This is a genomic window from Amycolatopsis sp. MtRt-6 (genome assembly GCF_017308975.1).
Lineage (GTDB): Bacteria > Actinomycetota > Actinomycetes > Mycobacteriales > Pseudonocardiaceae > Amycolatopsis.
The window spans coordinates 110,553-131,004 of sequence record NZ_JADWPD010000002.1 but is presented as its reverse complement, the minus strand read 5'-3'; the positions used below and the strand labels follow the sequence as shown (position 1 = coordinate 131,004).

Sequence of the window (20,452 nt, the reverse complement as noted above, 5' to 3'; positions counted from 1 at the left end):
TCATGCAGGAAAATCGCGCCCGGGCGGGCTCAGCGGCACCAGTGCGGGCCGGTCGTCCACCCCAGCAGCCGCCGGCCCGAGCCGTCCGGGAGTGTTCCGTCGGGCGAGAACCTCGCACCCTCCAGCACTGCCGACAAACCCCGCACCGCCGGGCCGAACCGCTCCGCCGCGCCCGCCCGCGTCACCAGCTCGCCCAACCGGGCCACCGCGGCCCGCTGCTCGTCCTCCCCGCAGAAGCTCAAGAAGAAAATCCCCTGCCGCCAGGCGTACGCCACGTTCTTGACCAGCTGCCGTCCCGCGGAACGGACCGTCATGCGGCGGACCACCCACGCGAACGCCTGCTCCGCCAGCTCCGAGCCCGCCAGGCGTGGCCCCAGGTCGAGGGTCTCCGTCAGCGTTGCCAGGTTGTGCGTCGTCAGGATCTGGCTCTGCTCGATCACCATCCCGTTGCCCGCCACCGATCTCCGCCGGCGGCCCGCCCGTGCCTCGCACACCGCCGCGAAGTCGTCCGCCGTCCGCCAAGGGCGCCGGCGCCGCGGCTCCGCCCATTGCCGCTCGTCCGGCAGGTCGTAGTAGCGGGCGTACAGCGTGCCCGCCATGACCCGGCTGGTGGTCGCCGCCGCCGTGCGCCACTTGTCCGTGAACGTGCCCACGAAGATGTCGGCCGCCAGCTCCTCCAGCAACGGCATCGGCAGCCCGGCCTGCTTGGCCAGCGCACCCAGCTCGCGGACCAGCGTGTTCGGCAGGATCGCCTGCGGGAACGAGCCGAGCGCCAGCAGTACCGTCTGCGTCAGCGTGTGCCGCGCCGCCCGGGCGACGTCGGGACGCCGGGCGCGGAACGGTTCGAGCACGCGGATCCACGGCAGCTCCTCGAGCCGCACCTGGTGTTCGAGGCCGAGCAGCAGCAGCCCGCGACGGCGGCGAAAGGCCGCGTACGTCTGCGCGTACAACGCGGCCAGCCGCTCGTCCTCGACGTTCGCCGCCATCAGCTGCGCGGTGATCTGCGGCAGCACCGCCGCCAGGACATCGCCCGAGGTGATCACGCCGCGCGCGACCAGGTCCTCGGCCGGGGCTTCCAGTGCCCGCGCCACCTTCGCGACGAGGTGCGCCGGAACGTCGGCCCCCGCCTCGGTGATCGGGTCGAGCGCGGGGAGACCGCCGTCGCCGGGGTAGGCGTCGAGCCGCCCGGCCAGGACCGCCGCGAGCTCGGCGTGCGTCGGGCGCGCGGCCACCACCGCCTGCCCGGCCCGCAGGGCGGCCCGCCGCTCGGAGCCCGCTTCGCCGTGCTTGGTGATCGTGTTGGCCAGCGCCCGGCGGATCCAGCCGACGTCGCGGCCGGTGAGGTTCGCGCTCGCGAACTGGCAGAGCCGCAACGCCCGGTACAGCCGCGCGAAGTTGCCCTTCGGCTGCCGGTGGGACGTCGACGCCCGGTGCCGCGCGGTCGCCGCCGCGTAGTCCGCGAGCCACTGCGCCCGCCGCGACCCCCAGTCCGCCGGCCACGTCCGGCACGGCCAGCCGCCGGTGACGCCGTCCGCCGTGAGCCGAGGCAGTTCGCCGTCGACCGTCTCCGCCCAGAGGGCGACCAGGCGGTCGTACAGCGGGTGCCACACCCGCAGGGTTTCCAGCATCGCCGCGATCGCGGGCTTGGTCGTCGCCGCCCGCAGGGTCTCGCGGACCTCGCCGACCGTGCTCAGCCGCACCAGCGCGCCCGCCGGCCGCGGCGTGGTGCCGGGCAGCGGCGCCAGGCGGAGCCGGTGCAGCAGCGGCCGCAGCTCGGCGAGCAGGTCGAGGGCGGCCTCGGCGTGGCCGTGGTCGAGCAGCCAGGCGACCACGGGCAGCGCGGCGTCCTCGGGGACCTCGATCCGGTAGGCCTCGGTGGCCAGGGCCGCGCGCAGGGCGGCGAGCCCGGTGTCGGTGAGGTGGCCGAGGTTGACGCGCTCGCGGTCGGTGCTGCCCGGGGTGCCCGCGGGCACGGCGGCGAGCTCCGCCGGGCGCACCGGAACCTCGGCGAGGTACCGGCCGGTGGCGAACCCGCCGTGCGCGACTTCCAGGGTCACCCACGCCGGGGTGTCCGCGACCGGGGTCCGCGAGCCCACCGTCAGCGTGCCGTCGGCCATGCCGGCGAGCACCGCCTGCCACCGCCCGGCCTTGGCGCGGGCGCGGCGGCGGACCGCGAAGTCCTTTGTGGACGACGCGGTGCGCAGTGCGCGTTCGAGCTGCCCGTAGGCGTAGCCGGGTGACGCCTCCTGTGCCATGTGGACTCCCCCTGGTGACAAAGACTTGGAGGCAGGACTCGAACCTGCGCCCTCCCGGATTACAGCCGGGTGTTCTGCCTGCTGAACTACTCCAAGCTGCGGGGACACGCTTTCCCGCGGGGGCCAGGGTAGGCCGCGCCGGGGGAGCGGCGCGACCGACTTTTCAGGTCGTGGCGAGCACCGGGGTCGCGGCGGCGAAGGCGTCCGCGGCCGCGAGGTCGAACTCGCCGTGGTCGCTGCCGAGCCCCTGGGCCACCAGGCCCGCCGCGGCGCAGCCGAGCACGGCGGCGTCCCGTGGCGGGCGGCCCAGTCCGATGCCACGGAGGAAGCCGGCCGAAAACGCGTCGCCGCAGCCGGTCGTGTCGAGCACCGGGACGGCGAACGCGGCGACGGCGATCGTCTCCGCCGCCGTCACCACCAGGGCGCCGCGTGCTTCCCGTGTCACCGCCACGCAGCCGACGCCGCGGGCGACCAGCGCGCGGGCGCCTTCTTCCAGGGTGCCGGCGCCCGTCAGGCCGAGGACCTGGTCCTCATTGGGCAGCAGGTAGTCCAAAGAGGACAATGCGGGTGCGAGCCAGGCCAGCACGCCGGGATCGCCGGGGGCGAGCAGGTCGGCCGAGGTGACCACCCCGGCCGCGCGCGCCGGGCCGAGGATCGCCGCGGCCTTCTCGCCGCCCATCAGCTCGGGGCCGCCCAGGTGCAGGTGGGTCGCCCGGGCGATCTCGGCGTGCGGGGCGTCCGACGGCTCGTACGTGAGGTTCGCGCCCGGGACGTGGAACGCGGGCCGGCTGCCGTCCGGGCGGATCGGCAGCACCGACGCCGACGTCTGCACGTTTTCGCGGCGCAGCACCAGTGACGTGTCGACGCCGTGGCGGGCGAGCATCGCCAGCAGCAGGTCGCCGATCGGGTCGGCGCCGACCGCGCCCGCCGTGCGGACCGTTGCCCCCAGCTTGGCGAGGGTGACCGCGGTGCCGGCGGCCGGGCCGGCCGGCCCGAAGCGGATCTGCTCGACCAGCGTCGCGCCCTGGCCCGCCGGGATGGCCTCGACCGGCCGGACCTGCACGTCGAACACGTGCGCTCCCAGGGTGACGACCGTCTGCGTCATCGGCCGTACCCCCGGCGGACGGCCGCGGCGACGACGGCTTCCTGCTGCGCGGAGTCCAGGACGCGCGGCGCGCCGAGCGTCGCGGCCCGCACGTACAGGCCGCACGCCCACTCCAGCAGGAGCGCGTTGTCGACGGCGGCTTCGAGGGTCGGGCCGTGGGTGACGGCGCCGTGATTGGCCAGCAGCGCGGCGGCCTTGCCGTCGAGCGCGGTGAGGGTTTCCGCGGCCAGCTCCGCGGACCCGAAGACGGCGAACGGCGCGACCCGGATCGCGCCGCCGAGGGCCAGCTGCTGGTAGTGCACGCACGGCAGCTCGTCGAGGACCAGGGAGACCGCGGTCGCCTGCGGCGAGTGGGTGTGCACCACCGCGCCGGCGCCGTGGCGGCGGTAGATCCCCAGGTGCAGCTCCAGTTCGGAGGTGGGGGCCCGGTCGCCGTCGACGACGGTGCCGTCCAGGTCGACGACGGTGACGTCCTCGGCCGTGGCCCGGCCCAGCACGACCCCGGTCGCGGTCACCGCCACGTGGTCGCCCACCCGCACGCTCACGTTCCCGGCGCTGCCGATGAGCAGGCCTTCGCCCGCGAGCCCGTGACAGGCCCTCGCCACCGACCGCCGCGCCTCGCCGAGCGCTGAACTCGCCACTGTCATGCGCCGAGGCTAGGATAAACCCGAAACAAAGTCACGTTCAGGTTTGGGGAGCGGATGACGGCCGAGGGCAGGCTGCGCCGGGTGCCGCGCCAGGCGCGCTCGCGGGAGAAGCTGGCCAAGGTGCTCGCGGCCGCCGACCGCCTGCTGGCCGGGGAAGGCGTCGAAGCGCTGACGACGACCCGGGTCGCCGCCGAGGCGGGTGTCTCGGTGGGCGCGCTGTACCAGTACCTGCCGGACCGCGAAGCCATCACCGAGGCGCTCGGCGAGGTCTACCTCGCCCGCCTGGAAAGCCTGATGGACTCGTTCGCCGAGCAGGCGGCCGGCGAATCCTGGGCGGACCCGGTCGGCCTGCTCGTCGACGCGTTCGCCGGGCTCTACCGCGCGGAGCCGGGGTTCCGCGCGCTGTGGTTCGGCCGTGGTCTCACCGACGGCACCCGGGAGGCCGACCGCGCGCACAAGCGGGTGATGGCCACCGGGGTGCACCGCGTGCTCGTCGCGCAAGGCCTCCTGCGCGACGACTACGCGGCCGCGGTGGCCTGCCGCACGGCGTTCCTCGCCGCGGACGCCGTGATCCAGGAGGTGTTCCGCGGCGACGGGGCCCCGGAGCTGCTGGAGCCGGTCAAGACGATGCTGCGGGCGTATCTCGGACAGCTGCCCCGGCCGTAGCGACATCTGGGTGTCCCGCCGTCCGGCGCTTGACGCGGGAGTGCGGCAGGTCAACAATTCACAAGGTTCTGTTAGCGCTAACAGTCGTCGACGACGAAGTCGGAGCGATGCCATGAAGCTGCGCCTCGGATTGTCCGCGTTCCTGCTGATCGCCGGAGTGGTTCCCGGGACCGGCCCCGCCGCGGCGAGCACCACCGCCGACGAGGTGGCCGTCTCCCCGCCGGTCATGGGCTGGGCGTCGTGGAACACCTTCGCCGCCAAGATCGACTACAACACCATCAAGGCGCAGGCCGACGCGCTCGTCTCCTCCGGGATGAAGGACGCCGGCTACAACCACGTCAACATCGACGAAGGCTGGTGGCAGGGCACCCGCGACAGCGCCGGCAACATCACCGTCGACACCGCCGAGTGGCCCGGCGGGATGCCGGCGATCGCGGACTACCTGCACAGCAAGGGACTCAAGGCCGGGATCTACACCGACGCCGGGCGCGACGGCTGCGGTTACTACTACCCGACCGGGCGGCCCGCGGCACCCGGGAGCGGCAGCGAAGGCCACTACCTGCAGGACATGCTGCAGTTCCAGCGCTGGGGCTTCGACTTCGTGAAGGTCGACTGGTGTGGCGGTGACGTCGAGGGCCTCGACCCGCAGAGCACCTACCGGGCGATCAGCGACGCCAACAAGGCCGCGACGGCGCAGACCGGCCGCACGCTCACGCTGTCGATCTGCAACTGGGGCAAGAAGAACCCGTGGAACTGGGGTGCCGGCACCGGCGCGATGTGGCGGACCAGCACGGACATCATCTACTACGGCCAGAGCGCGACCCTGGGCCAGGTGCTGACCAACTTCGACCAGGCGCAGCACCCCGTTTCGCAGCACACCGGGTACGTCAACGACCCCGACATGCTCACCGTCGGCATGCCCGGTCTCACCGACGCGCAGGCGCGCACGGAGATGAGCCTGTGGTCCGTTTCGGGCGCGCCGCTGCTGGCGGGCAACAACCTCGCGACGATGAGCGCGGCCACGAAGGCGATCCTGACGAACCGGGAGGTCATCGCCGTCGACCAGGACCCGCGTGGCCTGCAGGGCGTCAAGGTCGCCGAGGATGCCGCCGGCCTGCAGGTCTACGCGAAAGTCCTCAGTGGATCCGGGAAGCGCGCGGTGGTGCTGCTGAACCGGACGCCGGCGGCCGCGACGATGAACGTCCGGTGGGCCGACCTCGGCCTGACGCCGGCCGCGGCCACCGTGCGCAACGTCTGGGGCGCAAGCAATGCCGGGAGCTTCGCCACCGGCTACAGCGTCACCGTCCCGGCCAACGACTCAGTGCTGCTGACCGTCCAGGGCACCGACGCCGCGTCGGCGAGTTACCCGGCCACCGGCTCCCGGTTCACCGGGATCACCGCCCCCGCAACGGGTCTCGCCGTCGCGACCTTCTTCTACACCGCGACCGCCACCCAGCCGGCCACCCTTGCCGTGAACGGCCAGCAGCCGACCGCCGTCGCCTTCCCGGCGACCGGCGGAACACCGAAGACCGTCTCCGCCGTCGTGTCGCTGGGCAAGGGGAACGCCAACACCCTGACGTTCTCCGGCACTCCGCCGCAGCTGTCCGGCGTCTCGATCCTGCCGCTGCCCGGTACCCACGGGGTCCAGGTCGTGGGTGCCCAGTCGGGCCGCTGCGTCGATGTCAACGACAACGGCATCGCCAACGGCATCCAGGCCCAGCTCTGGGACTGCGCCGCCGGCCCGAACCAGACCTGGGTGCCGGCACGCGGGCAGCTCGTGGTCAACGGCACCAAGTGCCTCGACGCCTACAACAGCGGGACGGCGAACGGCACCGCGGTGGTCGTCTGGGACTGCAACGGCCAGCGCAACCAGCAGTGGACGCTCAACGCGAACGGCACCATCACGAACGCGGTGTCCGGGCTGTGCCTGGACGCCAGCGGCGCGGCCACCGCGAACGGCACGAAGATCATCCTCTGGGCCTGCGGCGGGGGCGCCAACCAGCAGTGGACCCGGCGTTAGGCCGCTCAGGGACAACGCTGGTCACGACGGTGGTGCCGGTTCCCGGTTCCGGGAACCGGCTATCCGGTGCTGGTTACTTCCGTTCGAGATAGCAGCCGAAGAATGCGCTGAGGGTCGCCCGCTGACCGGCCACGCTCCGGTCCGGGTCGACGGTTCCGACGAACGGCGCGATGGCCGCCGGGTCGAGGCCGAGCCGGGGGAGGAGCACCTGGTAGTCGGTGTAGCTGAAGTGCTCGCCGTCGGGCAGGTGCTGCGTGCGGACGGGACCGCGCTGGTGGGCGAGGAACTCCTGCCACGACGGGTCGGCGGCCGCGCTGTGGTCGCCCGCGCTCAGCAGCAGGAAGGGCTGGTCGAGGCCTTCCTCGGCGGCCCGGCCGAATTCGCGGTTCGACTGGGAGTACGCCATGCTCCCGTCGAGGTCGGCCCCGGCGTCGAGGCGGGCGTCCGCCACCATGGCTTCGCCGGTGGTGAACCCGCCCGCGGAGTGGCCGAACATGCCGATGCGGGAGACGTCCGGGGCCAGCCCGGCCGGCAGCACCCGGCGTTCGGCGTCCGGATTCCCGCCCCTGGCCAGGGTTTCCAGCGCGTCGAGGACGAACCGGGTGTCGGCCACGCGCGTGGCGATGAGCTGCCGGCCGGCGTCGGGACCCGAGGGCAGCACCCGGCGTTCGACGCGGCCGCCGGGGAATTCGACCGCGGCGGGCTCGTGGGTGTGGTCGATCGCCACCGTCACGTAGCCTTCGCTGGCGAGCTGCTCCAGCTGCGCGGTCCCGACCGAGCGCGGGTACTTGGCGCTGGGCGAATAGAGCACGACCGGTCGTCGCCCACCGGCCGCGGGAACGCCGGTGCGGGCGTGCGTGGCGAACGTGTAGCCGAGCCGGTCGGCGGCGATGCCGAGCGTCCGCGCGTCTTCCTCGGCGATCAGCTTGGCGGCTTCCGGTGCCAGGTAAGGCGTCTTCGGGCCACCGCCGGGACGGGCGGGGTACCGGACGGTCACCATGAGTTCCCGGGTCGTCCCGGCGACCCAGGGGTCCGGCCGCGCGTGGTCGACGAGGTGCAGGTCGACGCTGCCGACGGCGTACGGCCCGGTGGGGGCGGGGAGCGCGAGCCGGGTGGCCGCGGAGGCGGGGACAGCGGTCAGGAGAAGGACGCCGGCGACCCCGGCGACGAGGGTTTTTCGCATGCTTCGACCGTATTGCCGGCCAGCGTGCGGGACATCGGGATGATCACCGAGATCGACCCGGTCAGGGGCGTGGCCCGCCAGGCCACGCCCCTTCGGGCTCAGAAGCCGTAGATCGTTTCGTAGACCCGCTGCTCGCTCGACGCGGCGAGCCCGTTGGCCCACAGCTGGTTGACCCGGGCGCGCTCGGCCGCGTTCGGGACGGCGTTGGTGCAGGACGGGCCGGGGCCGCCACCCGACATCAGCTCGGAGCACGGGCCCGAGTAGTGGTCGGGCAGCCCGAGGGCGTGCCCGGTCTCGTGCGCCGCGATGCGAGTCGGGTTGTACTGGCGGGCCTGGGTGTAGTCGATGAAGATGGTGCCGCTGCCGTGGCCGTTGGTGGCGGCGTAGGAGCCGCGGGGGTCGTTGCCCTCGGTGAAGCGCAGGCTCGCGCCGGAGTTGCGCTCGACCAGCCGGACGTTGGTGACGCTGCGGTTCCAGTTGGCGGCACCGGCGTTGATCACCGACCGGAACGTCGGTGCGCTGGAGGTGCTGTAGTAGACCGTGGTGACGGCGGCTTCCTGTGCGGTGGCGGCCGAAGCGGTCCCCGCGGCGAGCGGGGTCACGGTCAGGGCAAGCGCGACGGCGCCGGCCAGGGCGAACTTCCTCGACATCGGAAGACTCCTCGTGGGGGACGGGGATTTGCCGGAATTGCGCGCGCTGTCGAGAATTTACCGCCAAGACGCGGTTGCCGGAGCCGACTAACGTAGGGCCCGGAAAGTGGTGATTTCCCAGCACCAAAGGAGGGTTGACAGCCCGCCGGTCAGCCGGTCCGGGTCAGGGCGAGCAGCTGCTGTTCCAGCTTCCGCGTCGCCGCCACGTCGATACCCGCGCCCCACAGCGGCGCCGTGCAGGCGCCGTCGGCGGCCGCGACCACCAGGGTGAGCACGTCGTCCGGGAGGCCGTCGTCGTGGAGGTCGCGCTCCCACTTCTCCGCGTCCGCGCGGGCCAGCTCGGCGATCTCGGGGATCGAGATCAGCTGGGCGATCAGGGCGAAGGTCTCGCGGACGGCCGCCTCGTCGTAGGAGGTGTCCAGTGACGCCCGGACGTACGCGCGCGTCAGCCGGCCCGGGGCCGTGTCGGCCGGGTCGACCGCCGCCCGGACCGCCGTGCGGAACTCGTCGAGGAGGTCCTGCGCGAGCGTGCGGACCAGCGCGTCCTTGGCCGGGAAGTGGTACAGCAGCCCGCCTTTCGACACGCCGGCCGCCCGCGCGATGTCGTCGAGGGAGGCCGACACGCCGCGGGTGCGGATGACCGTCGCGGCGGCGTCGAGCAGCGCGCGGCGCGTCTCTTCCGGGCCGCGCCCGGCCTTGCGAGGCATGCTCAGTCCTTTCCGGACGGAATCGTACGCCAGGCGATCACCGCGGCGACGGCGGTGACGGCGGCCGCCGCGAGCGACGTCACCTGCATGGCGCCGGTGAACGCCTCCCGGGCCGTGTGGGCGAGTTCCGAAGCCGGCTCCAGGACGCTCGCGGCGCCGGCGAGCGAGTCGCGGACCTCGTCCGGCACCGGCCCCGCCGGCAGGTACGCGCGGTAGACCAGGTTCACCACCGAGCCGAGGATCGCGATGCCCAGCGCCGCCCCGAGCTCGTAGGCCGTCTCGGAGATCGCCGACGCCGAGCCGGCCTTGTCGCGCGGGACCGCGGACAGCACCGAATCGACGGTCAGCGTCAGCGCCAGGCCGACGCCCAGCCCGACCGGCACCAGCGTCAGGCCCAGCCACCAGTACTGCGGCGCCCGTTCGGCGACCGAGACCAGCGCGAGGCCGAGCGCGGCGAAGGCGAGCCCCGCCGCGACGGCCCGGCCCCGCCCGAGCCGCCCGGTGACCACGCCGACCGCGGCCACGACGGCGATCGAGGCGAGCGTCGCCGGCATCTCCGCGAACCCCGCCTGCAGCGGCGAGAAGCCGCGGACGAGCTGCAGGTACTGCGAGAAGAAGAACAGCAGGCCCATCAGCGCGAAGACGGCGATGAAGTTCGCCAGCACCGCACCGCTGAAGGCGCCGTTGCGGAAGAGCTTGACGTCGATCAGCGGAGCCTCGGCTCGCCGCTGGCGGCGGACGAACAGGACACCGGCGACCACGCCGAGCGCGGCGGCGACGGCCACCTGCCCGTCGAGGCCCGCGCTCACGGCGTGCTTGACCGCGTAGACCAGCGGGACGATCGCCACCAGCGACAGCCCGGCCGACAGCAGGTCGAACCGGCCCGGGTTCGGGTCGCGCGACTCCGGCAGCAGCCACGCGCCCATGACCAGGAAGATGACGACGATCGGGACGTTGATCAGGAACACCGAGCCCCACCAATAGTGCTCCAGCAGGGTGCCGCCGACCAGCGGGCCCAGCGCGATCCCGCCGCCGGAGCCCGCCGACCAGATCGCGATGGCGCGGGTGCGCTCGCGCGGGTCGGTGAACAGCGTCCGGATGAGCGACAACGTCGACGGCATGATCGTCGCGCCGGCGACCCCGAGCAGCAGCCGCGCGACGACGAGCACGCCGGCGGTGGGGGAGAAGGCGGCCAGCGCGGACGCGAGCCCGAACGCCGCGGTGCCGATGAGCAGCACTTTCTTGCGCCCGAAGCGGTCGGCGAGGTTCCCGGCCGTGACAAGCAGGCCGGCCAGGGCGAGTGAGTAGACGTCCCCGATCCACAGGATTTCGGTGGCGGTCGGCGCGAGCTCGCGGGTGAGCGACGGCACGGCCAGGTAGAGCACGGTGCCGTCGACCGCGAGCAGGAGCACGGCGCCGACGAGCACGCCCAGCGCGGCCCAGCGGCGCCGGGGGCTCAACGGGCGGGTGGCGGTCGGCAGGGTGGCGGTCATACAGCTTACTATACCGTCTGGACGGTACAGTAACACTGGTGACGTGGCTCACGGGTAAGCTGGGGTAGCGAGAGGGGGCGGATGTGACGGCCGAGGAACTGATCATCGAGTTCGCCCTGAGGCGGCTGGACCACCCCGACCTCGACTTCGAGGAGATCGCGGCGCTCGTCGTCCGCCGGGGCGGCCGGGAGCGGGAGCTGGAGTTCGCGGCCCGCAACCTCGCCGACCGGGGCGAGCTGCGCGGCGCCCCGTTCCCGTCGGCGGTGGAGTACGTACTGCGGGTGGTGCTCACCCTGCGGGGGCCGTCGGACTAGTCCACCGTGGACGGGCGGCGCCGGTCTCCTCCACCGGGCCGTGACCGCCGGGAAAGCCCTTTCCGTCCGGGCCCGTTTCGTCCGACGCGTCCTCCCGAGTTGCCGCGAGTTTCTCCGCGAACCCTTCCGGCTCGGCTTGTTGTATGTTAAGAAACTTTACTAACTACAAGTCGGAGGCACGTCGTGAGCTCACCTGCCCGGTCCGGGGGACCGCCCGCCCTGGAGCGCAAGATCGGGCCACTGCAGGCCACCGCGATCAACATGACGCAGATGTGCGGCATCGGCCCGTTCGTCACGATCCCCGCCATGGTCGCCACCATGGGCGGCCCGCAGGCGATGTTCGGCTGGATCATCGGGGCGGTCGTCGCGCTCGCCGACGGGCTCATCTGGGCCGAGCTGGGCGCCGCGATGCCGGGTGCCGGCGGCACGTACCTCTACCTGCGCGAGGCGTTCCAGTACCGGACCGGACGGCTGATGCCGTTCCTGTTCGTCTGGAGCGCGGTGCTGTTCATCCCGCTGATCATGTCGACCGGCATCATCGGCCTCGTCCAGTACCTCGGCTACCTGATCCCCGGTGTCACCGGCGACGCGGGCACGACGCCGCTGGGCAAGATCATCGGCGTCGGCATCACGCTGGTCGTCATCCTGGCGCTGTTCCGCCGGATCGGCGAGATCTCCCGGCTCACGACCGTCCTGTTCGGCATCATGCTCGCCGCGGTGCTGACGACGATCGTCGCGGCGTTCTCGCACTTCAGCGCGGCGCAGGCGTTCGCCTTCACCCCGGGCGCGTTCAGCTCCGGCGGCGAAGGCACGTTCTGGGGCGGCCTCGGCGCCGGCCTGATCATCGCCATCTACGACTACCTCGGCTACAACACCTCCGCCTACCTCGGCGGCGAGGTGCGGACGCCGGGCCGCACGCTGCCCCGCTCGATCATCTTCTCGATCCTCGGCATCATGGGCCTGTACTTCCTGCTGCAGGTCGGCGTGCTCGGCTCGATCCCGCTGGAGCAGCTGAAGGACGCGAAGTCGGTCGCGTCGTCGGTGCTGGAACAGGTGTGGGGCACCGGCACGGCGAAGGCCGTCACCGTGCTGATCGTGATCGCCGCGATCGGGTCCGTCTTCGCGGGCCTGCTCGGCGGCTCGCGCGTGCCGTTCGAAGCCGCGCGGGACAAGGTGTTCCTGCCCGTGTTCGGCAAGCTGCACCCCAGGCTGCACCTGCCGACCGCCGGCGTGCTCACCATGGGCGCCATCACGATCCTGGGCTCGCTGTTCACCCTGACCACGGTGATCAACGCGGCGGTCGCGACCCTGGTCGTCATCCAGTCGCTGGCCCAGGTCGCGGCGATCGTCGTGCTCCGCCGCCGGCAGCCGGACCTGAGGCGGCCCTACCGGCAGTGGCTCTACCCGGTGCCGACGATCATCGCGCTCGCCGGCTGGGTCTACATCTACGTCTCCGCCGACTGGCTGTCCATCGGGCTGTCGCTCGGCTGGATCGTCCTCGGCGCGGTCGCCTACCTGGTCTACGCCAGGGCCGAGCGCACCTGGCCGTTCGGGCCCAAGGAGATCAACGAGGCGTTCGCCGCCGAACCGGAAGGGACTCGGGCATGAGGGGCGCTCGCGTGAGCGACGATCGGATTCTCGGGATCGACTTCGGCGGCACGAAGGTGGCGCTGGGGCTCGCCGACCGCGACGGCACCCTGCTGGCGACGCGCCGGCTGGACACCGACGCGCAGGCGGGCGCCGGGCAGGTGGTGGTGCGCGCGCTCGCCGCGGCCAGGGCGCTCTTGGCCGACGAGGGCGCGGTGCCCGCGTGCATCGGCGTCGTCAGCCCGGGGATCGTGCTGCCGGACCGCATCCTGCTCGCGCCGAACGTGCCCGGCTGGGAGCAGCTGCGCCTGGCGGACCTGGTGGCCGCGGAGTTCCCGTCCGTGCCGATCTCGGTCGGCACGGACGCGAAGGCGGCGGCGCTCGCGGAATGGCGCTGGGGCACGCTGGCCGGGGCCGACCCGGCGGTGTTCCTGTCACTGGGCACCGGCATCGCGGCGGCGGTGCTGATCGGCGGCCGGGTGCTGACCGGCGCCAACGGAGCTGCCGGCGAGATCGGGTACAACCTGCTCTCGCCGCAGGACACCGAGGGTTTCGCGAGCGGAGCGGCGCCGCTCGAGGAAGCCGTCGGTGGGCGTGGGCTGGGCGGCCGGGCGAGTGAACTGCTCGGCCGCCCGGTCACCGCCGGGGAGCTGTTCGCGCTGGCCAAGGAGAACGTCGAGGCCAAGGAGCTGGTCACGGCCGCGCTCGACGAGCTGTCGACGCACGTGGCCAACCTGGCGATCGCCCTGGACCCGGAACGCATCGCGGTCGGCGGCGGCCTCGTGCGCTCGGCGGACGTGCTGCTGCCGGCGCTGGCGGACCGGCTCGCGCACGCGGTGCCGTTCCCGCCTCAGCTGGTGGCCGCGCGGTTCGACCAGGACGCGGCGCTGCTGGGCGCGGTGGCGCTGGCCTTGGGCGGTTAGGTGTGCGGGTGGTGTGCCAGGGCGGGGCACCGGCCACCACCCGGCTTCAGGCCCGGGCCGCGGCGGCTTCTTCGGCTTGCCGGAAAGCCGCGGGAGACAGCTGGAACCACACGAGGACCGCGCTGACCGCCTGGACACCCGCGGCCATCACCCAGACCCCGCGGATGCTCCAGTGTGCCGCGACCAGGCCGCCGGTCAGCGCGCCCAGCGGGGTCAGGCCCCAGGCCAGCGCCCGGTGGCTGGTGAGCACCCGGCCCAGCAGCGGCGCCGGCGTGAAGCGCTGGCGGCTCGACTGCGAGCAGACGTTCCAGATGAGCACGCTCGCCGTCAGCGACACCAGCACGACGCCGACCAGCGGCGGCCACGGCGGGACGACGGCGATCAGCAGCGCCGCCACGACACCGAAGCTCTGCGAGAACCGCATCGACCACGAATAGCCGAGCCGGTCCACCACCCTCTGCACCACGAACGACGACGCCACCCAGCCGACGGCGAGGCAGGCGAGCAGCAGGCCGTAGCCGAACGGGCCGACGTGCAGCACCTGCGTCGCGTACAGCACGAACATCGCGTTGCCGGCGCTCGCGGCGAACGAGCCGAGGGCGACGTTGATCGTGATCGACCGCAGCAGCGGCGTCCGCACCAGGTGGCGCAGCCCGCCCGAGAGGTCCCGCAGCGGGTGGGTCGTCGCCGCCACGACGGACTGCGACGGGATCCGGCGGGCCAGCACCAGCGCGACCAGCGCGCAGGCCACGGCCAGCCAGGCGGGCGCCCCGCCGCTCACCGCGATCAGGAACCCGGTCAGCGGCGGCACGACGAACCGCACGACCCCCTGGTCGATCACCGTCAGCCGCGCGTTGGCGTGGGCCAGCCGGTCGGGCTCGACGAGCTCCGGGACCAGGGCACCACTGGCGCCGTCCCCGAGCACCTGCGCCGAGGTGACGACGAAGGCGACCACCAGCAGTACGGGCAGGTTCAGCAGGCCGGCCGAGGCGACGGCGGCGAGCACGACGGCGGCCCCGGCCTGCACGGCGTAGGCCCAGGCGAGCACGGTGGTCCGGCGCACCCGGTCGATGAGCACCCCGGCGAAGAGGGACAGCAGCAGCCACGGCGCTTCCCCCACGACGTTGACCAGCGACACCTCGCGCGGATCGGTGGTGACGGACACCGCGAGCAGGGGGAGCGCGGCCAGCATCAGGCCTTCGGCGGACGAACCGGACACCGCGACGGCCTGCAGCCGCGCCCATCTGCTGGTCATGATCGCCAGCCTGCCGAAGGAACCGGTGAATACCAAACGATTTAGCCGCCGGGTCAGCGGCGCACCCGGGTCGATTCGCGGACGACCAGCTCGGGCGCGAAGACCACGGCCCGCCGTTCCGGTTTCGTGTCCGACGTCTCCGCCAGCAGCAGCTCGGCGGCCGTGCGGCCGAGGCGGCGGGCCGGCTGGCGGACCGACGTCAGCGGGACCGCCGCGGCGCCCGCGAACTCGATGTCGTCGTAGCCGACGATCGCCATCTCGTCCGAGACGCGGACCCCCGCGCCGACCATCGCCTGCAGCACGCCCAGCGCGAGGAGGTCGTTCGCGCAGAAGACGGCCGTCGGCCGGGGGCTCGCGCCGAGCAGGCGCGCGCCGGCGTCGCGGCCCGAGGAGACGTCGAGGCCGATCGCCTCCAGCACGGTCAGTTCCGCTCCGGAGCCGGCCAGCGCGGTGCGCACCCCCTGCTCGCGGTCGCGGCACTGGGCGAGGATGGCGGGGCCGTTGACGAACGCGATCCGCCGGTGCCCGGTCTCCAGCAGGTGCCGCGCCCCGAGCGTGCCGCCGGCGACGTCGTCGACCGACACCGAGCTGGCTTCCTCGGCCGGGGCCTTCCGGTCGACGAAGACGTACGGCGTGCCGGTGCGCCGGAACGCCCGCAGCGCCTCGCCGGACGTCGCGACCGGGCTCAGCAGCACCCCGCGCACCCGCTGTTCGGCGAACATCGCCAGGTACGACGCTTCCAGCTCGGACCGCTGCCCGCTGTTGCAGGTGATGATGTTGAGGCCTTCGGCGTGCGCGGCCTGCTCGGCACCGCGGGCGACGTCGACGAAGAAGGGGTTGCCGAGATCGAGCACGAGCAACCCCAGGACGCGGCTGCGCCCGGCCCGCAGCTGCCGCGCGGACTCGTCCCGCACGTAGCCGAGCTCCTCGATCACCGAAAGCACGCGGCTGCGCGTCGCGGCCGCGACGACGTGCGGCCGGTTGACCACATTGGACACCGTGCCGATCGAGACGCCCGCGCGCTTCGCGACGTCCTTGATGCCGACCACTGCACCCCCTCGCTGAGAAGTGTCAGCCTAGCACCATCTGAAACGTTTCAGGCCTCGGAGGTCACCCCGTTCTCCCGGCCGCCTGCCGGTGCCGGCGGAGTGCTGCCGAACGATAGCTGACGGGCCTCGTCGGTCCCGGAGATGACGCGGTTGATCGAGACCTTGAGCCACTCCAGCGTGACCCGGACCTGATCGTCGATCTGCCAGCGGTCCAGCGCGTCCGATGCGAGCAGATTGTTGACGAAGTCGAACACCTCCCTCCGGTGGGTGTCCCGCTCTTTGACGAGCGCCTCGACCACCTGGGCCACCTGCTGCGGGTTCTGCGCCAGCTGGAGCGCGAACTGGTCGATGTCCCCGCCTTCGATCAGGGTCTTGAAGGCCTGAACCTCGGACGTCAGGCGCAGGTTGTGCTCGGTCTGCTTGTCCATGCGCAGCCGCACGAGCACCTTCGTCCAGAGCCCGTGTTCCGCCTCCAGCCAGGCTGACTCGAAGCGGGCGGCCGCTGCCTTCTCCGCGGATTCGACGGCGCCGATCTGCAGCGACCTGGTCTCCTGCCGCAGCCCTTCGAGCAGCTGCGGGACGAGGACCCGGCGAACGTCGGTGATGCCGCTTCGCACCACCAGCTCCGGGTCGACGACCCGCCACTGCACGTCGACCGCCGCCCGGAAGACGAAAGCGTCGCCGGCGCTTGGCAGGGTGACGCCCAGGGTCAGCCGCCGCAGGGACACGTCCACTTCGTACTGGCTGCGGAACCCGCCCCACAGCATCTTGCGCACGGTCGGCTGCTTCCCGCCGCGGAAGGTCGTCATGGCTCCGTTCTTGCGGACGAAGACCATCGCCGTCCAGGGCCGGGCCGGGGCGCGGCGGACGAGGAAGTTCAGCCGGCCGACCCGGTACTCCCCGACGAGCGGTGCGAAGTTCGACGGCTCGACGGTCCGGACCTCCTCTTCCGGGGCGTCCTCCTGCTTCGCGTCTTCCCGCCAGTTGGCTGCCGGTGGGGCGGCTGGCTCCGGCGCGGTGGCCGGCGGGGTTTCGTCCGATTTCTGTTCGTCACTCATGCCGGTAGATACCTTTCTTCTCGGGCGTGGACGGCGTCGGTCAACCGGGCCGCCACCTCCGTCCGGAGCGGATCGGCCCAATCCACCTGGAGCCGCTCGATCAGGTGCTTCAGCCGGAGCCGGTCGCTTTTCGCGTCGACGACGTAGGGGAGGAACCGGGCCAGCGTCTCCAGGCATTCGGCGTCGCGCTCGGCGACGCGGACCCATTTGCCGAGGACCTGTTTCGCCACGGAGCCGCCGGCCCGGGCGCGCAGCGACTGGCGGAGCAGGTCGGCGATCGGCTCGGTGAGCGCGGGCTGCTGCCACTGAAGGGTGAGCAGCAACGGCCACTTCTGCGCCGCGGCGGGGAGCTCGGGCCGTTCGCTGCCCGCGGCGATGTGCAGGTAGTCGAGTTCGAACCCGTACAGGTCCGTCAGCTGGTCGACCGCGTTCAGCGCCAGCCGGCGGAGACTGCTGCGCTCACTCCGGATCCACCGGCCGAGACAGTCGAGTACCGGACGGATCTCACCGAACGCCAGCAGTTTCGCGATGCTGAAGCCGGCCGCCCAGACGAGCCCTTCGTCAACCCCGCCGAACGAGGGGCGCTCCGCGGGTGTCCCGATGATACGCAGCTCGTTCAGCGATTCCGTGACGTAACGCCGCCCGAGGGTGAATCCCTGTGCCGCCGCGGCGGTCCAGCGCGCGGTGTAACTTCCGGAACGGCACCAGCGGCGCAGCATGCGCCGGATCGCCGGCCGGAGGTCTTCGTTCTGCGCTGCCTGGTCCAGTGCGATGGCCGCGGACATGCGGCGCTGCCACGAGTTCTTCTTGGTGGGGGCGGCGAAGGCTCCCGAGGCGATCATCTTCGTGTAGCCGTAGACGAAGTCGAGCCCGCAGAGGAAGCCGGTTGCCTGGGCGGCGCGAACCCACACGAGCGCACGGGCATCCTTGCTGAGCTTGGTCAGCCACCAGGTGATGGCGTCCCGCATGCGGTGGTGGTTGTCCCAGACGTACTCGAGCACGGCACTGGGGTACCGCTCGTCGTGGAAGACCAGCAGCGGCATGGGAACGAGCTCCTGGCCGAAGGTGGTGTAACCGTCGATCACCTTCGCGCGCAGGGCCGGGAGGCGGTGTTCCTGATCATCGGTGAACAGGGACGTGCGCCGCGTCCCGGTCGCGCCGGTCGCGGTGATGAGCCGGCCCGCCAGCCGCCCGGCCGCCTCGGCGACGAGGTGGTAGGGCGATTTGTTGAGCACGGCCAGCGCGATCCGGAAGGCGGCAAGGCGCAGTGCCTCGTCCCGCTCTTCACCCGGGGGCGCGGCCTGGAGCCCGGCGAACCACTCGGTGATCTGGAAGTACACCGCGCGCGCGGCCTCGCGCTCGACGTCGATCCGGGTGATCCGGCCTCTCGCGTGCCGGGCGAGCATGGCCGCCATGCGGACGGATTCGAGGGGGCGGGGGCAGGGGCCCAGCGCCCTGGCGACCCAGTCCGCCTCCCGCAACCCGGACATCCGGTCCTCGAAGTCCTCCGTGTCTTCGGTGCGGGCTTCATGCGAAGCGTGCCTCTCCAGCAGCGCCCCGGCGTCCGGGGCGGTGTAGTCGTGCGCGTAGTCGCCGAAGACGTCGGAAGGCCGGGGATCGGTTTCGCCGACCAGGACGCAGTAAGCGTCATGGTCCTTCAGCAGCCCGTGCAGTTTCTCTAGGTGTGTCTCGGTGAGCGAACCCGCGATCCGGCGCGGGACCTCGGCGACGTACCCGGCGTTGTTTTCGGGCAGTCCGGCGTCGGTCAGCGACTTGACGGTCTCACCGCTTTCCAGGCGGAACACCCGACCGGGCGCCAGGTGGTCCAGCAGGTGCAGGGCGGTGGTGACACGTCCGGTGCCCGGCTGGCCGCGCAGCAGGAGCACCCGGTTGGTTCGGAGCGCACGAAGCATTTCCCCGTACCCGGAGACCTCGAGGTAGCGTTCCCGGATCCAGCTCAGGACTTCCTCACGGACCGATCCGGACGTGCGCGAAACGGTGTGCCCGACGAAGATCTGGGTCCGATCGCCGATCTGCAGCTCTTTGATGTTGTTCCCGGTGAGCAACGCGGATCGGGCGTACTGGTTGACCTCCGGGGACAAGAAGTGCTGCCCCTGCTTGAAACTTTCGGTGAAACCGCGCTTCTCGTCGCCGAGCAGGTTGTCGTCGGTCTTGTCCCCGGAGCCCGGTCCCGTATGGGCATCCGGTTGGTCCGCGGCCGCCGGGGTGGAACTGTCCGGCGGCGTGCTCGATGCGTCGGTCATCGGGGACCTCCGTACCGGTTGACGTCGCCCAGGATGACCGGGGCGGTGAAGGTGCTCTGGCCAAGGATCGGCGAGCGGTCTCCGTGCGTGGTGGCGGAGAAGGACTGGCCGGCAGCCGGGATCTCGGCACCGGCTGGCGGCGAATCCGGGGCCGGCCCGGCTTCCGGGGGCACCGAATGTCCGGGAACCCTGATCCAGCAACCGGTTTCCCCTTCGGGCCGTCGGTAGGACTCCGGGAACACCAGGCGGCCGCCTCGGGCCACCACCACGTCGTGGACCCGTTCGGACACGATGATCACGAGCCGCCCCCGACCCGTGGCGGTCAGCAGGCGGGCGGCTGGTTCCGCGCCGGCGAGTTCGGCGGCCTCGGCGCGGGCGGCCGCCGGGTCCGCGGCCAACGCGATGCCGACGGCCATGCGGGCCAGGGGGAAGTGCGTGGTGACTGCTGTGCGCACCTCCTCGATCCAGCGCCCGGTCAGGGCCGTTCCGGCGAGCTCGGCAGGCACGCAGAATGTCGGCTCCTCGCTGTCCGGCGCGGCCACGCCGACGGCTTCGAAGGACGGCCGGAGGACCTGTTCGAAGAAACCGGGGGCAGGTGCGGCCGCCCCGGCGAACCGCAGGCTCACGGCCAAGGTGCCGAGACAGGCGCCGACACGCTCGCTGGCGACTCCGGGCACGTACACCCACGTCGTCGCGAAGAACTGCTTCGCCGGGTCGCCGACTTCGACCCGCGTGAAATCCTTCGCCGCCAACGACGTGTGGCGTCGGCGGACCGAGCCTTCGAAGATCGGTTCGGACACGGCGAGTACGAGGTTCACCTCGGGAAACACTTCGAGCGCCTCCCGGACCGCACGGGCGTCGCGGAGCCGGCAGACGTGGACCGGCGCGTCGCCGGCGAACCCGAGCGCCGCCGACAGTGTGACGCCGTGGTGGACCGCCACCCGCAGCCGCAGCCGGGCGCGCGGCCGGAGGTCGTGGTTGTGCCGGCCGAGCCACTCGTCCAATTCCCGGATGAAGGGACCGATCACCTTGGGCTCGGCGCCTTCGTCGGTGACGACGGCGAACAGCCCGTCGCCGGCCTCCTGCCGTCGCCACCGCGCCGGATCGAGCCCGCTGCGCGTCGCGGCCTCCCGGAGGGCCTCGGCGAGCGCCCGCTGCAGGTCGTGCTGCTGCCGGTCATCCCGGGTCCCGTAACGCCAGGCGTCCACCGCGAGCAGGAGCATCCGGGCGAACTGGTTGTCATCCGTCACGGTGACCTCTGGTGATCGACTGAGAA

General features: G+C 72.4%; 17 protein-coding genes and 1 tRNA gene. 5 read left to right on the top strand and 13 right to left on the bottom strand.

Features of this window, described 5'->3' with window-relative positions:
- Positions 1–29: 29 nt before the first annotated feature.
- From I4Q55_RS04275 to I4Q55_RS04260, 4 genes are all read right to left on the bottom strand, one after another.
- A complete protein-coding gene (locus I4Q55_RS04275; RefSeq protein WP_206784683.1) occupies positions 30–2,255 on the bottom strand; it encodes a hypothetical protein in 2,226 nt (741 codons plus the stop codon).
- A 23-nt stretch (positions 2,256–2,278) separates the two neighbouring features.
- Positions 2,279–2,351, bottom strand: a tRNA-Tyr gene (locus tag I4Q55_RS04270).
- Between the two features lie 67 nt (positions 2,352–2,418).
- Positions 2,419–3,360: a carbohydrate kinase family protein gene (locus I4Q55_RS04265; protein WP_206784682.1), complete on the bottom strand. Its 942-nt coding sequence runs from the start codon at positions 3,358–3,360 to the stop codon at positions 2,419–2,421.
- The gene (locus I4Q55_RS04260; RefSeq protein ID WP_206784681.1) at positions 3,357–4,007 is read right to left on the bottom strand and encodes a class II aldolase/adducin family protein; all 651 of its coding nucleotides are present in this window, start codon (positions 4,005–4,007) and stop codon (positions 3,357–3,359) included. Before I4Q55_RS04260 ends, I4Q55_RS04265 begins: the two co-directional genes overlap by 4 nt.
- Before the next feature lie 54 nt (positions 4,008–4,061).
- On the opposite strand from I4Q55_RS04260, the gene I4Q55_RS04255 reads away from it, so the two are divergent.
- Both I4Q55_RS04255 and I4Q55_RS04250 read left to right on the top strand, forming a co-directional pair.
- Entirely contained in the window at positions 4,062–4,673 is a 612-nt protein-coding gene (locus I4Q55_RS04255; protein ID WP_206784680.1) for a TetR/AcrR family transcriptional regulator, read from the top strand.
- 112 nt (positions 4,674–4,785) lie between these two features.
- Positions 4,786–6,693 (top strand): alpha-galactosidase, encoded by a 1,908-nt coding sequence (locus I4Q55_RS04250; protein ID WP_206784679.1) that lies wholly within the window; start codon positions 4,786–4,788, stop codon positions 6,691–6,693.
- A 73-nt stretch (positions 6,694–6,766) separates the two neighbouring features.
- Here I4Q55_RS04250 and I4Q55_RS04245 read toward each other — a convergent pair whose 3' ends face one another.
- The 4 genes from I4Q55_RS04245 to I4Q55_RS04230 form a co-directional block, all read right to left on the bottom strand.
- Entirely contained in the window at positions 6,767–7,876 is a 1,110-nt protein-coding gene (locus I4Q55_RS04245) for an alpha/beta hydrolase (RefSeq protein WP_206784678.1), read from the bottom strand.
- A 98-nt stretch (positions 7,877–7,974) separates the two neighbouring features.
- Entirely contained in the window at positions 7,975–8,526 is a 552-nt protein-coding gene (locus I4Q55_RS04240; protein ID WP_206784677.1) for a snapalysin family zinc-dependent metalloprotease, read from the bottom strand.
- 149 nt (positions 8,527–8,675) lie between these two features.
- Entirely contained in the window at positions 8,676–9,233 is a 558-nt protein-coding gene (locus I4Q55_RS04235; protein ID WP_206784676.1) for a TetR/AcrR family transcriptional regulator, read from the bottom strand.
- A gap of 2 nt (positions 9,234–9,235) precedes the next feature.
- Positions 9,236–10,726 (bottom strand): MFS transporter, encoded by a 1,491-nt coding sequence (locus I4Q55_RS04230; RefSeq protein ID WP_206784675.1) that lies wholly within the window; start codon positions 10,724–10,726, stop codon positions 9,236–9,238.
- An 83-nt stretch (positions 10,727–10,809) separates the two neighbouring features.
- On the opposite strand from I4Q55_RS04230, the gene I4Q55_RS04225 reads away from it, so the two are divergent.
- From I4Q55_RS04225 to I4Q55_RS04215, 3 genes are all read left to right on the top strand, one after another.
- Complete coding sequence (locus I4Q55_RS04225) at positions 10,810–11,040, top strand: hypothetical protein (RefSeq protein WP_206784674.1); 231 nt, start codon at positions 10,810–10,812, stop codon at positions 11,038–11,040.
- 183 nt (positions 11,041–11,223) lie between these two features.
- On the top strand, positions 11,224–12,648 hold the full coding sequence (locus I4Q55_RS04220) for an APC family permease (RefSeq protein WP_206784673.1): 1,425 nt from the start codon (positions 11,224–11,226) through the stop codon (positions 12,646–12,648).
- Between the two features lie 11 nt (positions 12,649–12,659).
- The gene (locus I4Q55_RS04215) at positions 12,660–13,550 is read left to right on the top strand and encodes an ROK family protein (RefSeq protein WP_307793104.1); all 891 of its coding nucleotides are present in this window, start codon (positions 12,660–12,662) and stop codon (positions 13,548–13,550) included.
- 46 nt (positions 13,551–13,596) lie between these two features.
- Here the strand turns inward: I4Q55_RS04215 and I4Q55_RS04210 are convergent, their stop codons facing one another.
- The 5 genes from I4Q55_RS04210 to I4Q55_RS04190 are packed head-to-tail and all read right to left on the bottom strand — an operon-like array spanning position 13,597 to position 20,426.
- The gene (locus I4Q55_RS04210; protein WP_206784671.1) at positions 13,597–14,805 is read right to left on the bottom strand and encodes an MFS transporter; all 1,209 of its coding nucleotides are present in this window, start codon (positions 14,803–14,805) and stop codon (positions 13,597–13,599) included.
- Between the two features lie 53 nt (positions 14,806–14,858).
- On the bottom strand, positions 14,859–15,854 hold the full coding sequence (locus I4Q55_RS04205; protein ID WP_206784670.1) for a LacI family DNA-binding transcriptional regulator: 996 nt from the start codon (positions 15,852–15,854) through the stop codon (positions 14,859–14,861).
- A gap of 47 nt (positions 15,855–15,901) precedes the next feature.
- The gene (locus tag I4Q55_RS04200) at positions 15,902–16,912 is read right to left on the bottom strand and encodes a hypothetical protein (protein WP_206784669.1); all 1,011 of its coding nucleotides are present in this window, start codon (positions 16,910–16,912) and stop codon (positions 15,902–15,904) included.
- A complete protein-coding gene (locus I4Q55_RS04195; RefSeq protein WP_206784668.1) occupies positions 16,909–19,176 on the bottom strand; it encodes a hypothetical protein in 2,268 nt (755 codons plus the stop codon). The genes I4Q55_RS04200 and I4Q55_RS04195 overlap by 4 nt, the downstream gene beginning before the upstream one ends.
- Positions 19,173–20,426 carry a hypothetical protein gene (locus I4Q55_RS04190; protein WP_206784667.1) on the bottom strand — a complete coding sequence of 418 codons (1,254 nt, stop codon included), beginning with the start codon at positions 20,424–20,426 and terminating at the stop codon, positions 19,173–19,175. Before I4Q55_RS04190 ends, I4Q55_RS04195 begins: the two co-directional genes overlap by 4 nt.
- Positions 20,427–20,452: the final 26 nt, after the last annotated feature.

Coding starts and splice junctions, on each gene's coding strand:
- I4Q55_RS04275 (WP_206784683.1), bottom strand. CDS start 2,255: ATGGCACAGGAGGCGTCACCCGGCTACGCCTACGGGCAGCTCGAACGC.
- I4Q55_RS04265 (WP_206784682.1), bottom strand. CDS start 3,360: ATGACGCAGACGGTCGTCACCCTGGGAGCGCACGTGTTCGACGTGCAG.
- I4Q55_RS04260 (WP_206784681.1), bottom strand. CDS start 4,007: ATGACAGTGGCGAGTTCAGCGCTCGGCGAGGCGCGGCGGTCGGTGGCG.
- I4Q55_RS04255 (WP_206784680.1), top strand. CDS start 4,062: ATGACGGCCGAGGGCAGGCTGCGCCGGGTGCCGCGCCAGGCGCGCTCG.
- I4Q55_RS04250 (WP_206784679.1), top strand. CDS start 4,786: ATGAAGCTGCGCCTCGGATTGTCCGCGTTCCTGCTGATCGCCGGAGTG.
- I4Q55_RS04245 (WP_206784678.1), bottom strand. CDS start 7,876: ATGCGAAAAACCCTCGTCGCCGGGGTCGCCGGCGTCCTTCTCCTGACC.
- I4Q55_RS04240 (WP_206784677.1), bottom strand. CDS start 8,526: ATGTCGAGGAAGTTCGCCCTGGCCGGCGCCGTCGCGCTTGCCCTGACC.
- I4Q55_RS04235 (WP_206784676.1), bottom strand. CDS start 9,233: ATGCCTCGCAAGGCCGGGCGCGGCCCGGAAGAGACGCGCCGCGCGCTG.
- I4Q55_RS04230 (WP_206784675.1), bottom strand. CDS start 10,726: ATGACCGCCACCCTGCCGACCGCCACCCGCCCGTTGAGCCCCCGGCGC.
- I4Q55_RS04210 (WP_206784671.1), bottom strand. CDS start 14,805: ATGACCAGCAGATGGGCGCGGCTGCAGGCCGTCGCGGTGTCCGGTTCG.
- I4Q55_RS04200 (WP_206784669.1), bottom strand. CDS start 16,912: ATGAGTGACGAACAGAAATCGGACGAAACCCCGCCGGCCACCGCGCCG.
- I4Q55_RS04195 (WP_206784668.1), bottom strand. CDS start 19,176: ATGACCGACGCATCGAGCACGCCGCCGGACAGTTCCACCCCGGCGGCC.